Raw genomic sequence first — 14,398 nt, 5'->3', positions numbered from 1 at the left:
GCGGCGCGGCCGATATTGGACCGGTGGACAGGGTCGGCGCAGATCGCCTCAGGCGGCCTGACCCACGTGCCTGGTCGCGTCGCGGAATTCGAGGACGAGTTGCAGGCGATCGCGCACGCCGAGCTTTTCGAACACCGCGCCCAGGTGGGCCTTCACGGTTCGCTCGGTGATCTCGAGGCGCCGCGCCACCTCCTTGTTGGTGGCGCCGCGTGCGACCTCGATCGCCACCGCGCGCTCGCGCGGCGTGAGCACGTCCAACCGATCGGGCGCCGGGGCATCGCTGAGGAGCTGCTTGCTGGCGGCCCCGATCATGGCGCTCATCAAGTCGGGGCCCAGCCACAGGCCACCGTTCTGAACCGCGACCGCCACCTGCTGCAGCATCTGGGGCGTGGCATAGGCGTGGCAATAGCCACGCGCCCCGGCCGACAGGGCCTGCATGGCTTCGGCGGGGTTCGGCGCGTTGACGAGCACGACCACGGGGGCAGCGCCACCGACACGCGCCAGCAGCCGCTCCAGCAGCCGCAGATCGAATTCGGCAGGCGCCCACCAGACAAGGTCGGCAGGCGCCCCCCCGGTATCGGCGGCAATCCGGGCATCGGGGAACGCCTGCTGCCATCGCGACAGCAGACGTGTCCTGGAGCTGATAAAGAGATGGCTGGTCATCGTTCTGTCAGGGCATTGGCCTTGGCGCGCAAGACCGGCTTGAGCAGATAGGCCAGAATGGTCTTCTTGCCCGTCAGCACATCCACTTGCGCCACCATCCCTGGAATGATCGGCAGATTCTTGCCCAAACTTGATTTCTTGGTGCGCACGCGGATCACGTAGAAGGCGTTGCCCTTCTCGTCGGTGACGGTATCGGCGCCGATGTGTTCGACCGTCGCTTCGAGCCCGCCGTAGATGGCGAAGTCGTAGGCGGTGAATTTCACCAGCGCCTTCTGTCCGGGACGCAGGAAGCCGATGTCCTGGGGCTTGATCCGCGCTTCGAGCAGCAGCGCGTCATCCAGCGGCACCACCTCGGCCACCTCCTTGCCGGGCTGGACCACCCCGCCGATGGTATTGACCAGCAGCCGCTTGACGGTGCCGTGCATGGGCGAGCGCACCTCGGCGTGCTTGACCCGGTCCGCCAGCGCGGTGCTGCCCTCCGACAGGCTGTTGAGCTTGGCCATGGTGTCCGACAGCTCGGTGCGGGCGGCATTGCGGAAGGTGAGGTCCACGTCCTGGATGTTCTGCTCCGCCTCGACGATGGCCGACTGGATGCGCGAGATCTGAGCGCTGGTCTGGTTGCGTTCGCCGCGCAGCCGGCTCACGTCGCGCTCGAGTCGCAGCAGTTCGACCTCCGACACGGCGCCGGAGCTGAGCAGCGGCCGGGTCACCTTCAGTTCCTGCTCGGCCAGCGACAGCCCCTTCGAGGCCTGGGCCAACCGGGCACGCGCCTCGACCAGTTCCTGGTTGCGCTGCTTGACCTGCTGGCGGGCGATGCCCATCTCGGCATCCAGCTCGGCCTGGCTCGATTTGTAGAGCTCCTGCTCCTGCTTGACGACGTCGGGCGCGCCCTTGACGACCTCCTCTGGCGGCACGAAAGCCTTGCCTTCGGAGATGGCACGCAGGCGCGCCGACTTGGCCAGCAGCGCCAGATACTGCACCCGGTTTTCGCGGAAGGAGGACACGAAGCGGGTCGGATCGATGCGCACCAGTACCTGCCCGGCATCGACCGTATCGCCCTCATGCACGAGGATGTCCTCCACCACGCCGCCATCGACCGACTGCAGCACCTGCACCTGACTGGAGGGGATGACCTTGCCCTCGCCCTTGGTGACCTCGTCGATCTGGGCAAACGAGGCCCAGACGCCGAGCAGGATGAAGACCACCAGCGCCGCACGCAGCAGGCCGCGTGCGCGCAAGGGCTCCTGCTGCAGGTGCGCCCAGTCGGCGTCGGCCGCCCAGTCGTGATCGTCGAACCGCTCTTCGGGCATCCAGCGGCCGAGGATGCGATCGAGCCACGGGCGGGTCCGGCTGGACACCGCACCGGAGAGCTGGCCGATGCGCTCGAAGGCGTCCGAATCGATATGGCTCATGCGGCCCTCCCGATACGGCCCTGGCGCAAGGCTTCGACCACCTGGGCCTTGGGCCCATCGGCCACGATCTTGCCGGCATCGACCACGATGATGCGGTCGACCAATTCGAGCAGCGAGGTGCGGTGCGTGATGACGATCAGCGTCTTGTCGGCGGCATGCTCGCGCAGTTGCTGCTTGACGTGCTCCTCGCTGGAATGGTCCATCGAGCCGGTCGGCTCGTCCATGAGCAGGATCGGCGGATTGTTGATGAAAGCCCGGGCGATGGCCACGCCCTGGCGCTGCCCGCCGGAGAGCGACTCGCCCCGCTCGCCCACGAGCATGTCGAAACCCTGCGGATGGCTGTTGACGAACTCGGCGATGCCCCCGATCTGGGCGGCGCGCAGCACGTCGGTATCGTCGGCATCGCGCGAGGCGATGGTGAGGTTGTCCCGCAGGCTGCCGTAGAACAGGGTGACGTCCTGCGGCACGTAGCCCACATGGCGGCGCAGTTCGGCCGGATCGAGCTGACGCAGGTCGATACCGTCGATCAGCACCGCCCCCTCGGTGGGCCGGTACAGACCGAGGATGAGTTTTTCCAGCGTTGTCTTGCCCGAACCGATGCGCCCGAGCACACCGACCCGCTCGCCCGGCGCGATGGTAAAGGACACGTTGCGCAAGGCCTGCGGCCCCTCGCCGGGATAGGTGAAGCTGACATCCTTGAACTCGATCCGCCCGTCGAACGCGGTCCGGCTGACGAAACTCGACTCTTCCGGGCGCTCCACCGGCCGCGACAGGATGTCGTTGAGCGAAGTCAGGGCGGTAGACGCGTTGTGGTACTGGGTCAGCAGGCCCGCCACCTGGCCGATGGGCGCCATGGCGCGCGAGGACAGCATCGAGCAGGCGATCAGGCCGCCCATGCTCAGCTGACCGTCGCCGATCAGGTACACGCCGAGCACCACCACGGCCACGTTCACGGTCTGCTGCACCCAGCCGGCGCCGTTGGTGGTCGAGGTGGCCAGCAGGCGCAATTGCGCACTGACCCGGGCCAGATGCGTAGCGCTCTGCTCCCACTTGCGTTGCATGTGCCCCTCGCAGCCCAGCGACTTGACCGCCTCCAGCCCCACCAGGCTTTCCACCAGGGTGGCATTGCGCAGCGCCCCGGCCCGGTAGGTGGTTTCGGCCAGGTCGTGCATCTTGCTCTGCACGCTCATCGCGTAGAGCAGGATCAACACCATGCCGGTCACGATGGGAATGATCATCGGCCACGCGATCCAGCCGATCACCACCAGAAAGATCAGGGCGAAGGGCACGTCCACGAAGGCGCTGACGGTGGCCGAGGTGATGAAGTCGCGCACCGTCTCGAAGGAGCGCAGATTGGCCGCGAAGGAACCGGCCGAGACCGGACGCTGCTCCATCTGCAGGCCCAGCACCCGCTCCATGATGTAGGCGGACAGCTTGACGTCCACCCGGTTGCCCGCCAGATCGATGAAATACCCCCGCATGGTGCGCAGGGTCAGATCGGCCATGAGCACGATCACCACGCCGACGGCGAGCATCCACAAGGTTTCGATCGCCTTGTTCGGCACCACGCGGTCGTACACGTTCATGGTGAACATGGGCAGCGCGATCGCGAAGGTATTGATCAGCAACGCCGCCATCAGCACATCGCGATACAGGCGCCGGTTCTCGTTGATGGCGCCCCAGAACCAGTGACGATGCCGGACCGACCCGACCTGCGGTGCGCGCGCATCGAAGCGGAACCGCGGGCGCACGAAGATGACCCGCCCCAGGTAGCGCGCTTCCAGGTCCTCGCGAGGCACGATCACCTCGGCGTCGCTCAACTCCGGATAGATCACCCGGGCCTGCCCACGCTCGGTCCACCCGAGCAGGACACAGGCCTGCTCGTCCTGAAGCAGCACCACCACGGGAAACAGATCCGCATTGAGTCGCATGAGCGGACGGCGCGCCACCCGACTGGCGAGCCCCGCGCGCCGGGCGGCACGCTCGAACAGCGACGGGCTCAGCCGGTGCGCCTGAAGCGGCAACCCGGCGGTCGCAGCGTCCCGCGTGAGGCTGGCACCATGGGCACGAGCCACCACCAGCAGGCACTCGAGCAGTGCATCGGGCCGATGGGGGTCGGCGTCCCGATGCGGGGCCTCGGCAACAGGGCTCACGACTGCGCTGACATCTTCCGACATAGTGTCCGTCAATCCATCCTGCGTTGCATTGTTGCAATTCGATACCGGGGGTTAACGACAACCCACCGGGCAACTTGACTCCGAATCGCAATGTTCTCACAGGCCCGCGCCCGATCGGGCGACGTCGCACTGTCAGGCACGAACGATGATCCGGGGCCTCATTTGGCACCGAATTCCTTCGCCCGGCGGGAACCTATCCGGGCGTTAGCACTCTCATCGATCGAGTGCTAACATAGTGGCAGACGAAAAGGGAGACTCCATAGATGACACAGCTCGTTTCCTTGCCTGTCCCGACCGCGGTCGGGAGTATCGACCAATACATCCAGTTCGCGAACCGGGTGCCGGTGTTGAGCGAGCAGGAAGAGCGTGATTGCGCGACCCGATTCCACGACGACGGGGACCTCGACGCCGCACGGCGGCTGGTGCTGTCCCATCTGCGTCTGGTGGTCGCGGTCGCTCGGGGCTATCTGGGCTACGGCCTGCCCCACGCCGACCTGATCCAGGAAGGCAACATCGGCCTGATGAAGGCGGTCAAGCGCTTCGACCCGCGTCGCGGCGTACGCCTGGTGTCCTTCGCGATCCACTGGATCAAGGCGGAGATCCATGAGTACATCCTCAAGAACTGGCGCCTGGTCAAGGTGGCCACCACCAAGGCCCAACGCAAGCTGTTCTTCAACCTGCGCAGCTTCAAGAAGGACAGCAACGCCCTGAGCCCGGACGACGTGGCCGCGGTGGCCGCACAGCTGGGCGTCAAGCCCGAAGAGGTCGTCGAGATGGAAACCCGCCTGGGCGGTCAGGACGTGCCGCTCGACAGCGGCCGTGATGACGACGACGACCATTTCGCCCCCATCGCCTACCTGCCCGACCCGGGCGCCGAGCCCGCCGAAGTGCTCGAACAGGCCCAGCAGGCGCATCTGGCCACCGATGGCTTGCGCCTGGCGCTTGAAAACCTGGACGAACGCAGCCGCCGGATCATCACCGCACGCTGGCTCAACGAGGACGGCAAGTCCGCCACCCTGCATGAACTGGCGGACGAATACGGGGTATCCGCCGAGCGCATTCGCCAGATCGAGGCCAAGGCCATGAAGAAGATGCGTGGAGAACTGGCCACGGTGATGTAAACACGGCCGCCACCATGAAAAAAGGCGACCTCCGGGTCGCCTTTTTTCATGCTCCCGGCGACGCCGCGATGATCATTTGGCCGTCAGCAACTGATGGATGTCGGCGGCGATATCCTCCGCCGCGGTGCCGTGCTTCACGTAGAGGCGCAGGTGCCCGGCCGGATCGAACACGTAGGTGCCCGCCGAATGGTCGACCGTGTAGTTCGACCCCGAGGTGTCGCCACTCTTGCGGTAGAAGACCTTGAATTCCCGGGCGACCGCCGCCGTCTGCTCGGCGGTACCGTACAAGCCCACGAAGCGCGGATCGAAGGCCGGCACGTACTGCTTGAGCAGCTCCGGCGTGTCGCGCTCCGGATCGACCGTGATGAACAGGACCTGGACCCGCGCCGCATCGTCGCCGAGCAACTGCATGACCGAGGCCATCGTGCTCAGATTGGTCGGACACACATCGGGACACTGGGTGTAGCCGAAGAACACCGTGACCACCTTGCCACGATAATCGGCCAGCGAACGCTTGACGCCGTTGTGATCGGTCAGCTCGAAGTGACTACCGTAGTCGACCCCGGTGATATCGGTATTGCGGAAACTCGCCGGCTTGTCCGCCGGGGAGCAGGCGGTCACGGCGAACGCCGCGACCAGCAGAAGAAAACGCAGCATGCTCTGTCCATCAGAAACGCAGGTAATGATCCACCAACAGGGCGGCAAACAGGGATGATAGGTAGAGGATCGAGTAGCGGAAAGTCTGCTGAGACAATTTGTCGCTGTAGCTCACGTACAGGCGCCACGCGTAGCGCAGGAAGATTCCGCCCAGCACGACCGCCGAGGCCAGATAGAGCAAGCCGCTCATGCGCGTGGCAAACGGCAGCAGGGTGACCCCGAACAGAATGCACGTGTATAGCAGCACCGACAGCCGGGTGAACTTGGAGCCGTGAGTGACCGGGAGCATCGGCAGGCCGGCGCGGGCGTAGTCCGCGGTGCGGTACAGGGCCAGCGCCCAGAAGTGCGGCGGCGTCCAGGCAAAGATGATGAGGAACAGCAGCAGCGCGTCGGCACTGACCTCACCGGTCACTGCCGCCCAGCCGAGCACCGGCGGCATGGCGCCGGAGGCCCCGCCGATCACGATGTTCTGCGGCGTCTTCGGCTTGAGGAACACGGTATAGACCACGGCGTAACCGACAAAGGTGGCCAGCGTCAGCCACATGGTCAGCGGATTGACCAGGACGTACAGGATCCACAGGCCCACCGCGCCGAGCACGCCGGCAAACAGCAGGATCTCGCCCGTGCCCAGTTCCCCGCGCGCGGTCGGGCGCGCCCGGGTGCGCGCCATGCGTGCATCGATTTGTTGTTCGATCAGGCAGTTCATGGCCGCCGCCGCGCCGGCCACCAGGGCGATGCCGACCGTGGCCGCCAGCACCACGCCCGCGCCGGGCAGGCCATCGGGCACCGCGAGGAACATCCCGATCATGGCGCAGAAGACGATGAGCGTGTTGACGCGCGGTTTCGTCAGTACCGAGAACTGACGCAGGCGACGCGGGACATCGTATTGCTCAAGCGTAAGCGTTTTCATGCTTCCTCCTTCCGACCCAGCCCCACTGCCGGGCCGGCAGCAGACGTTCATTCACAACCACCATCGTGAGCAACAGCAACGCAGCGCCGGCGTTGTGCGCCACCGCCAGCGGCAACGGCAGACTGAACAGGACGTTGGCGATACCCAGACAGACCTGAACGACGAGTGCCCCGGCCACCGCCGCGCCCATGGCGCGCCGCCCGGCGGCGATCAAGCGAAATGCCAGCACGAGCAGCACGATCGTGACAACGGCAGCGCCAAGGCGATGCATCCAGTGAATCGCGGTGAGCGCTTCGTTCGAGAGCAGATCCCCCTGCGCGGTCATGCCCAGTTCGCGCACCACGTGAAAGGCATTGGCCACATCCATCGCCGGCCACCAGCTGCCGCGACAGGTCGGGAAATCGGTACAGGCCAGCGCGGCATAGTTGGTGCTGGTCCAGCCCCCGAGCACGATCTGTGCGATCACCACCAGCAGACTGAGCCGCGCCCAGCGCAGCAGCCCCGATGAAACCCCGTATCGCTGCCCACCCGCCGCCTTGAGCGCGAGCAAGGCCAGCAGCGACATCGTCGTCAGCCCACCGATCAGATGCCCGGTGACGATCGCCGGCTTGAGCAACAGGGTGACGGTCCATTTACCCAACAACCCCTGAACGATCACCACGCCGACCAGGGCGATCGCGATCCCGACGCGCACATTGGCGTCCTGCCGCCGGCGCCATGCCAAAAGGGCGATCACCAAAATGCCGAAGCCCAGCGTGGCCGCCAGGTAGCGGTGGATCATCTCCTTCCAGGCCTTGGGCATCGACACCGGCCCGTGCGGCGCCTCGGCGACCGCTTCGGCAATCTGCTCGGAGGCATGAGCCGGGCTCAGCTGCCCATAGCAGCCAGGCCAGTCGGGGCAGCCCAGGCCGGCGTCCGAGAGGCGCACGAAGGCACCGAGCACCACCACCGTGAATGTCAGAAACAGCGCAATGAAGACCAGTCGGCGATACATGCAACTCACCCCTGTTGCGAGTATTTGAGGAGCCGCGCCAGATCCTTGAGCATGCCCTTGGGCTCGAGCTCGTCCGGATAGCGCATCATCACGTTGCCCTGCGGATCGACCAGCCAGACGCGCGGTTCGCCAGCGGGCACGAATCGGGCGCGCCAAGGCGCATCGGCCATCAGCACCTGCAGGCCGGGATGGCCGTCGAGCACACTGGCGCTCGGCGCGGTGGCGTCGGTCACCAGCCAGACGCGCGCGACCCGGTCCATCTCCTTGGCCTGGGCGGTGCGCACCTGGCGGGTCAGGTACAGGGCCTGGCGGCAGCGATCATCGCAATGACCAGGCGCGACGATGAGGTAAGTCCATTTGCCCGCCAGCTGGTCGCGCCCGACGGTGTGCCCTTGCGTATCCGCCAGGATCGATTCGGGTAGCGGGGTCGGGGTCACGAGCGTGCCGAAATTCATGCGCCCCTCGGGCGGCCAGACGTAGAACGTCAGATACGAGGCGATCACGGGCAACACACACACCGCGATCAAGGCCATCAACGTCCAGCGCCCCCGCGTGGACGGCTTCTGATTCCCTGACTTCATACCCGCTTCAGCGACTGACATGTTCGCGCCACCGTTTCCATCCAAACCATGCACACAACCCGGCCGCGAGCGCGGCCAGCCCGAACCACTGCACCGCGTAGCCCCGATGGCGGTCGACTCCCAGATCGGGGCGCGGCCAGTCCCGCACGAGGCCATCGTCGGCCACCGAAGTCTGCTCGACGATGCGATCCGCCGGCGCCACCTGAAAAGCCTTGGCGTAGGCCGCCAGATCAAGGTACTGCCATAACCTGCCCGCACCTGCCGCGTCGGCCAGCGAGAACGGTTTGGGCTCAGGAATACGCACCTGCCCGACAATCGCCACCGACCCAGAGGGTGTCGTGACTTCCGGCAGCCGGGATCGGTCGCGCCCCACCGGGACCCAGCCCCGCCGCACCAGCACCACCTGGCCGGCGTCCGTGCGCAGCGGCGTGAGCACGTAATAGCCGGCGCGCCCCTCATGGACCCGGTTGTCGATCAGGACGGTCTTGTCCGCCAGCCAGCGACCGTGAAGTGCGACCCGCGTCCATTCAGCGGTCCGCCCGATATCGGCCCCGGCGACGGGCGCCGCTGCGGCCGCCGCCTCGAGGCGTTGCCCCAGCGCGATCTTCTCGTCGGCGCGCCGCGTCTGCCACAGGCCCAGCTGGATCGTGACGAACATCATCAGCACCCCGGCCACGTAGGGCAGCCAGGCCATCATGCGCCGCACGGCCCCACCCCCGTTTCGCGCGTGGCTGAGCTAAACTGGCCACTCGCCATCCCGGGAGTTGTCATGCGCATCGTTGTCATCCTGTTGCTGATACTGATCGTGCTCAGTCTGGGCTCGGCCCTGACTTTCCTGTTTCGTGATCGGGGTCGCGGAAGCGATCGCACCGTCAAGGCGCTCACGCTCCGCGTCGGTCTGTCAATCGGCCTGTTCCTGCTGTTGATGATCGGCTACGCCACCGGCCTGATCCATACCCGGCTCTGAGCCGCTCAGAGCCAGTACACCACGACGAACAGCAGCAGCCACACCACATCGACGAAGTGCCAGTACCACGCCGCCGCCTCGAAGGCGAAGTGGTGCTCCTTCGTGAAGTGCCCGGCGAGTACGCGGAACAGCATGACCAGCAGCATGATCGCGCCGATCGTCACATGCAGCCCGTGGAAGCCGGTCATCATGAAGAAGGTCGAACCGTAGATGCCCGAGGTCAGCTTGAGATTCATTTCCTCGTAGGCATGGATGTACTCGAACGCCTGCAGGGACAGAAAGATCGCCCCGAGCAGAATCGTGAACAACAGCCCGAGCTTCAGTTGCCCCCGGTTGTCCTTGGTCAGCCCCCAGTGCGCCCAGGTCAGCGTAGCACCCGAGGTCAGCAGGATCAGGGTGTTGATCGCCGGAATGCCCCAGGCTTCCATCGGCGAAAAGGTGTCGGCCGCGTGGGGGCCCGCCGTCGGCCAGGCCGCCTTGAAGCCGTCCCAGATCAGCCCGGCGTTCAGTTCGGAACCGAGTGAGGGCACCGCGATGACGCGCACGTAGAAGAGCGTGCCGAAAAAGGCGGCGAAGAACATCACTTCAGAGAAGATGAACCAGCCCATGCTCCAGCGGAAGGCCGAGTCCACCTGCTTGCCGTACTTGCCGCCTTCGGACTCGCGGATGACCTGGCCGAACCAGCCGAACAGCATGTAGATCAGCGTCGCCATGCCAAGGAAGAACACCTCCGGTCCCGGCCCGACACTGTTGAGCCACATGACGGCGCCCGAGCCGATGCACAGCAGGGCAAAGGAGCCAAAGATCGGGAACTTGGACGGTTCCGGTACGAAGTACTTCTCAACGGCTTGACTCATGAGGGAGTTCTCCCGGATGGTTGCCAAAACGAAATGCCCGCCAGCGGTCGGCTCACGCACCCACCACGAACCGCACGAAGGCGAGAATGCTCAATACAAAAATCACTCCACCGAGAACGCCCGCCACGATCACCGCCTTGGGGTTGAGCGACTCGGCATCTTCTTGATAGGCGCGCCGCTTGCGCACCCCGATGAACGACCAAAGCACCGCGCGCATGGTCGCCCAGAAACCCGCCTGACGCACCGGCTCCGTCATCACGTGCGCCCTTCCCGCAGCGCCGGCGCACGCGTCCCTTCCACCTCGAAGAAGGTGTAGGACAGCGTGATGGTGCGCACGTCCTGCGGCAGCCCGGGATCGATCACGAACACCACCGGCATGGTGCGCGTCTCGCGCGGTGCGAGTGTCTGCTGCTCGAAGCAGAAACAATCGACCTTGCGAAAATGCTTGCCAGCCAGTTGGGGCCCGTAGCTGGGCACCGCCTGCCCGGTGACCGGCTCGTCACGCGTATTGGTCACTTCGTACGCCACCTGAACCAGCTCACCCGGATGGATCTCGACTGCGCGTTGCACGGGTCGGAAATGCCATGCCATGGCATGCAGGTTGGCGTCGAACTCGACAACCACCGATCGCGACCGATCCACCTGAGTGTTCTCCACCGCATCGGGCTGCAGGATGTTGCGCAGCCCGGTCACGCGGCAGATGGCGTTGTAGAACGGCACCATGGCGAAACCGAAACCGAACATGGCGACCGCCGCGACGCCCAATCGCGTCAGCAGGCGGCGGTTTTCGTTGGCTGGAGCGCTCATTGTCCGAACAGCGCGGTCTTGATCATGATGCCGATGAAGAAGGCGAGTACGACGGACAGCAACACCAGTGCGATACCGAGATTGCTCTTGCGCTTGCCCATCGTGCCCTCCATGAATTACTCGACGACCGGCGGCGTTTCGAAGGTGTGATGCGGCGCCGGCGACGGCACCGTCCACTCGAGACCCTCTGCCCCTTCCCAGGGCTTGGCCGCCGCCTTCTCACCGCCGCGAGCGCATTTGATCACCGCCGCGAGGAAGATCAGCTGCGAGAGACCGAAACCGAAGGCTCCGATGCTGGCCAGCGCGTTGAAATCGGCGAACTGCAGCGAGTAGTCCGGGATGCGTCGCGGCATGCCGGCCAGACCGAGGAAGTGCATCGGGAAGAAGGTGACGTTGAAGAACACGATCGAGCACCAGAAATGCAGCTTGCCGAGCTTCTCCGAATACATGTGGCCGGTCCACTTCGGTAACCAGTAGTAGGCGCCGGCAAACAACGCGAACAGCGATCCCGCCACCAGCACATAGTGGAAATGGGCCACCACGTAATAGGTGTCCTGCAACTGGATGTCGATCGGCGCGATGGCACAGATCAGGCCGGTGAAGCCACCGATGGTGAACACGAACAGGAAGCCCACCGCGAACAGCATCGGGGTCTCGAAGGTGAGCGAGCCGCGCCACATGGTGGCCACCCAGTTGAACACCTTCACCCCGGTGGGCACCGCGATCAGCATGGTCGCGTACATGAAGAACAGCTGTGTCTGCGCCGGCATGCCGGTGGTGAACATGTGGTGCGCCCAGACCACGAAGGACAGGATCGCGATCGACGCCGTGGCATAGACCATCGAGGCGTAGCCGAACAACGGCTTGCGGGCGAAGGTCGGGATGATCTGGCTGACGATCCCGAACGCCGGCAGGATCATGATGTAGACCTCCGGATGCCCGAAGAACCAGAACACGTGCTGGTAGAGCACCGGGTCACCACCACCGGCGGCATTGAAGAAGCTGGTACCGAAGTGACGGTCGGTCAGGATCATGGTCACCGCCCCGGCCAGCACCGGCATCACCGCAATCAGCAGGTAGGCGGTGATCAGCCAGGTCCAGCAGAACAGCGGCATCTTCATCATCTTCATGCCGGGCGCACGCATGTTCAGGATGGTGACGATGATGTTGATCGCCCCCATGATCGAACTGATCCCCATGATGTGGATGGCGAAGATCGCCATATCCATGCCCATGCCCATCTGCACCGACAGCGGCGCATACAGGGTCCAGCCGGCCGCCGTGGCGCCACCGGGCACGAAGAAGGAGCCGATCAGCAGCACCGCCGCGACGGGCAGCAGCCAGAAGCTCCAGTTGTTCATGCGCGCGAAGGCCATGTCGGAAGCGCCGATCATGAGCGGCAGCATCCAGTTGGCAAAGCCGACGAAGGCCGGCATGATCGCGCCGAACACCATCACCAGGCCATGCATGGTGGTGAGCTGATTGAAGAATTCGGGCTGCACGATCTGCAGGCCCGGTTTGAACAGTTCGGCACGGATCGTCAGCGCCATCACGCCCCCGGAGAGGAACATGATGAAGCTGAAGATCAGGTACATCGTACCGATGTCCTTGTGATTGGTCGTGGTGATCCAGCGCATCAGGCCGGTGGGGCCATGATGGTGATGATCGTCATGCACTTGATCGGGGGTGACAGCCGACATTCTGGGCTCCTCCTCGCTGAATCAGTGGCGCGCGGCCGCAATCTGGGCCGGCTGGATGGCTTCGCCCGTCTTGTTGCTCCAGGCGTTGCGCGTGTAGGTGATGACCGCAGCCAGATCGGCATCGGAGAGCACTTTGCCCCAGGCCGCCATCGGCGTCCCTTCGCGACCGTTCAGGACCGTGGTGATCTGATCGGCCGGCGGCGCCAGCACGATGGCAGCACCATCGAGCGGCGGGAAGGCGGGCGGCAGACCCTTGCCGTCGGGCTGGTGACAGGCGGCGCAGTTGGCATTGAAGACGTCCTTGCCCTTGGCCACCAGATCCGGCAACGCCCAGGTCTTGGTGTCGTTCGCCGCCGAGGTGGCGGCCGCGGCCTGACGTTCGTTCACCCAGGCGGTGTACTTGGCTGCCGAGACCACATGGACCTCGATGGGCATGAAGCCATGGTCCTTGCCGCACAGCTCGGCACAGTTGCCACGATACACGCCTTCCTTGTCGGCACGGAACCAGGTGTCACGAATGTAGCCGGGAATGGCATCCTGCTTGACGCCGAAGGCCGGCACCCACCACGCGTGGATCACGTCGTTCGCGGTCGTGAGGATGCGGATCTTCTTGCCCACCGGCACCACCAGCGGCTGATCGACCTCGAGCAGGTAGTGCTCGTCCTTGTCGGCCTTGCCCTGGATCTGGTCCTGCGGGGTGGACAGATTGGAGATCAGGCGAATGCCTTCGCCTTCGCCCTTGATATAGTCGTAGCCCCACTTCCACTGATACCCGGTCGCCTTGATGGTGAGGTCCGCATTGGAGGTGTCCTTCATGGCGATGATGGTCTTGGTGGCCGGATAGGCCATGCCGAGCAGGATCAGCACCGGCACGATGGTCCACACGATCTCGACCGTCGTGTTCTCGTGGAAGTGCGCCGCGACGGCACCCTTCGACTTGCGGTGATGGAACACGGACCAGAACATGACGCCGAACACGGCGATGAAGATCACCAGACAGATGATCAACATCATGGTGTGCATGTCGTAGATTTCCGAGGCCACCGGCGTGACCGGCGTCTGAAGATTCACGGCATCGGCCAGTGCCAACGACGGAACGCCGAGCAACACGGATGCCGCGGATACTGCAGATCGAGCATATTTGCTCATGTGCAACCCCCATCCAGGTCTTTGAGGGGCGCAAACGAACGTCACCAGCGAGCCAACGCTCCGGTCTTGCTTTACTCATTTTGGGGCGTGGTCATCCGGTTCCGGCGCTGCGCCAGTCGCGAACTCCCTCGTTCCCGAACCCGCTGTAATGAACTGTTTTGGTGCGGAAGGAACGTCTGCGGCATAGTGCCACACCCGTTTTAAACGCCGCAAGGCTTTTTTTGATATAAATCAATATGTTGCGCCGCAATATGCGGTAGACGAAAAACCCTTGCGTTACAAGTGGCGTTACATTTAAGCATCGACTGATACGCCGCAAGCCCCGGACCCGGACGACATTCAGCGCCAGTCTCGCGTCCGGGCTTTCCGCCACGGCCTGCCCGTGCAGAATTCATGGATCCAC

Annotated in this window: 16 protein-coding genes; 2 read left to right on the top strand and 14 right to left on the bottom strand. The window is 64.7% G+C overall.

Translation table 11 applies throughout. The annotated features are described in order from the left end of the window. Positions 1 to 48: 48 nt before the first annotated feature. Genes G3580_RS05240 through G3580_RS05230 form a run of 3 tightly spaced genes read right to left on the bottom strand, consistent with a single transcriptional unit; the run spans position 49 to position 4,252 of the window. Complete coding sequence (locus G3580_RS05240; protein WP_173764260.1) at positions 49 to 663, bottom strand: LuxR family transcriptional regulator; 615 nt, start codon at positions 661 to 663, stop codon at positions 49 to 51. After that, complete coding sequence (locus tag G3580_RS05235; protein WP_173764259.1) at positions 660 to 2,075, bottom strand: HlyD family type I secretion periplasmic adaptor subunit; 1,416 nt, start codon at positions 2,073 to 2,075, stop codon at positions 660 to 662. The genes G3580_RS05240 and G3580_RS05235 overlap by 4 nt, the downstream gene beginning before the upstream one ends. After that, positions 2,072 to 4,252 (bottom strand): type I secretion system permease/ATPase, encoded by a 2,181-nt coding sequence (locus G3580_RS05230; RefSeq protein WP_173764258.1) that lies wholly within the window; start codon positions 4,250 to 4,252, stop codon positions 2,072 to 2,074. Before G3580_RS05230 ends, G3580_RS05235 begins: the two co-directional genes overlap by 4 nt. 263 nt (positions 4,253 to 4,515) lie before the next feature. On the opposite strand from G3580_RS05230, the gene rpoH reads away from it, so the two are divergent. Beyond that, entirely contained in the window at positions 4,516 to 5,373 is an 858-nt protein-coding gene (rpoH, locus tag G3580_RS05225; protein ID WP_173764257.1) for an RNA polymerase sigma factor RpoH, read from the top strand. Between the two features lie 72 nt (positions 5,374 to 5,445). On the opposite strand, the gene G3580_RS05220 is transcribed toward rpoH, so the two are convergent. The 5 genes from G3580_RS05220 to G3580_RS05200 are packed head-to-tail and all read right to left on the bottom strand — an operon-like array spanning position 5,446 to position 9,212. Next, positions 5,446 to 6,030, bottom strand: a complete 585-nt coding sequence (locus tag G3580_RS05220) for an SCO family protein (RefSeq protein WP_173764256.1) — start codon at positions 6,028 to 6,030, stop codon at positions 5,446 to 5,448. A gap of 10 nt (positions 6,031 to 6,040) precedes the next feature. Continuing rightward, positions 6,041 to 6,940, bottom strand: coding sequence for a heme o synthase (gene cyoE, locus G3580_RS05215; RefSeq protein WP_173764255.1), 900 nt, complete (start codon positions 6,938 to 6,940; stop codon positions 6,041 to 6,043). Then, complete coding sequence (locus G3580_RS05210) at positions 6,921 to 7,934, bottom strand: COX15/CtaA family protein (RefSeq protein ID WP_173764254.1); 1,014 nt, start codon at positions 7,932 to 7,934, stop codon at positions 6,921 to 6,923. Before G3580_RS05210 ends, cyoE begins: the two co-directional genes overlap by 20 nt. 5 nt (positions 7,935 to 7,939) lie before the next feature. After that, positions 7,940 to 8,515 (bottom strand): SCO family protein, encoded by a 576-nt coding sequence (locus G3580_RS05205; RefSeq protein WP_228720777.1) that lies wholly within the window; start codon positions 8,513 to 8,515, stop codon positions 7,940 to 7,942. A gap of 7 nt (positions 8,516 to 8,522) precedes the next feature. Beyond that, the gene (locus tag G3580_RS05200; RefSeq protein ID WP_173764253.1) at positions 8,523 to 9,212 is read right to left on the bottom strand and encodes an SURF1 family protein; all 690 of its coding nucleotides are present in this window, start codon (positions 9,210 to 9,212) and stop codon (positions 8,523 to 8,525) included. 72 nt (positions 9,213 to 9,284) lie between these two features. Between G3580_RS05200 and G3580_RS05195 the strand changes: the two genes are divergently transcribed. Next, the gene (locus G3580_RS05195) at positions 9,285 to 9,482 is read left to right on the top strand and encodes a twin transmembrane helix small protein (protein WP_173764252.1); all 198 of its coding nucleotides are present in this window, start codon (positions 9,285 to 9,287) and stop codon (positions 9,480 to 9,482) included. A gap of 5 nt (positions 9,483 to 9,487) precedes the next feature. Here the strand turns inward: G3580_RS05195 and G3580_RS05190 are convergent, their stop codons facing one another. The 6 genes from G3580_RS05190 to coxB are packed head-to-tail and all read right to left on the bottom strand — an operon-like array spanning position 9,488 to position 13,917. Beyond that, the gene (locus G3580_RS05190) at positions 9,488 to 10,339 is read right to left on the bottom strand and encodes a cytochrome c oxidase subunit 3 (RefSeq protein ID WP_173764251.1); all 852 of its coding nucleotides are present in this window, start codon (positions 10,337 to 10,339) and stop codon (positions 9,488 to 9,490) included. 52 nt (positions 10,340 to 10,391) lie between these two features. Further along, the gene (locus G3580_RS05185) at positions 10,392 to 10,595 is read right to left on the bottom strand and encodes a DUF2970 domain-containing protein (protein ID WP_173764250.1); all 204 of its coding nucleotides are present in this window, start codon (positions 10,593 to 10,595) and stop codon (positions 10,392 to 10,394) included. Further along, positions 10,595 to 11,146 carry a cytochrome c oxidase assembly protein gene (locus G3580_RS05180; RefSeq protein ID WP_173764249.1) on the bottom strand — a complete coding sequence of 184 codons (552 nt, stop codon included), beginning with the start codon at positions 11,144 to 11,146 and terminating at the stop codon, positions 10,595 to 10,597. The genes G3580_RS05185 and G3580_RS05180 overlap by 1 nt, the downstream gene beginning before the upstream one ends. Beyond that, on the bottom strand, positions 11,143 to 11,259 hold the full coding sequence (locus G3580_RS19795) for a cytochrome oxidase small assembly protein (protein ID WP_217424606.1): 117 nt from the start codon (positions 11,257 to 11,259) through the stop codon (positions 11,143 to 11,145). Before G3580_RS19795 ends, G3580_RS05180 begins: the two co-directional genes overlap by 4 nt. A gap of 3 nt (positions 11,260 to 11,262) precedes the next feature. Beyond that, a complete protein-coding gene (gene ctaD, locus G3580_RS05175) occupies positions 11,263 to 12,846 on the bottom strand; it encodes a cytochrome c oxidase subunit I (protein WP_173764248.1) in 1,584 nt (527 codons plus the stop codon). Positions 12,847 to 12,867: 21 nt separating this feature from the next. Further along, positions 12,868 to 13,917 carry a cytochrome c oxidase subunit II gene (gene coxB / locus G3580_RS05170; RefSeq protein WP_267313327.1) on the bottom strand — a complete coding sequence of 350 codons (1,050 nt, stop codon included), beginning with the start codon at positions 13,915 to 13,917 and terminating at the stop codon, positions 12,868 to 12,870. Between the last annotated feature and the right edge of the window lie 481 nt (positions 13,918 to 14,398).

It is taken from the genome of Nitrogeniibacter mangrovi, assembly GCF_010983895.1.
Taxonomy (GTDB): domain Bacteria; phylum Pseudomonadota; class Gammaproteobacteria; order Burkholderiales; family Rhodocyclaceae; genus Nitrogeniibacter; species Nitrogeniibacter mangrovi.
Note: the sequence above shows the minus strand (reverse complement) of the source record. Positions and strands in the feature narration are given on the sequence as shown.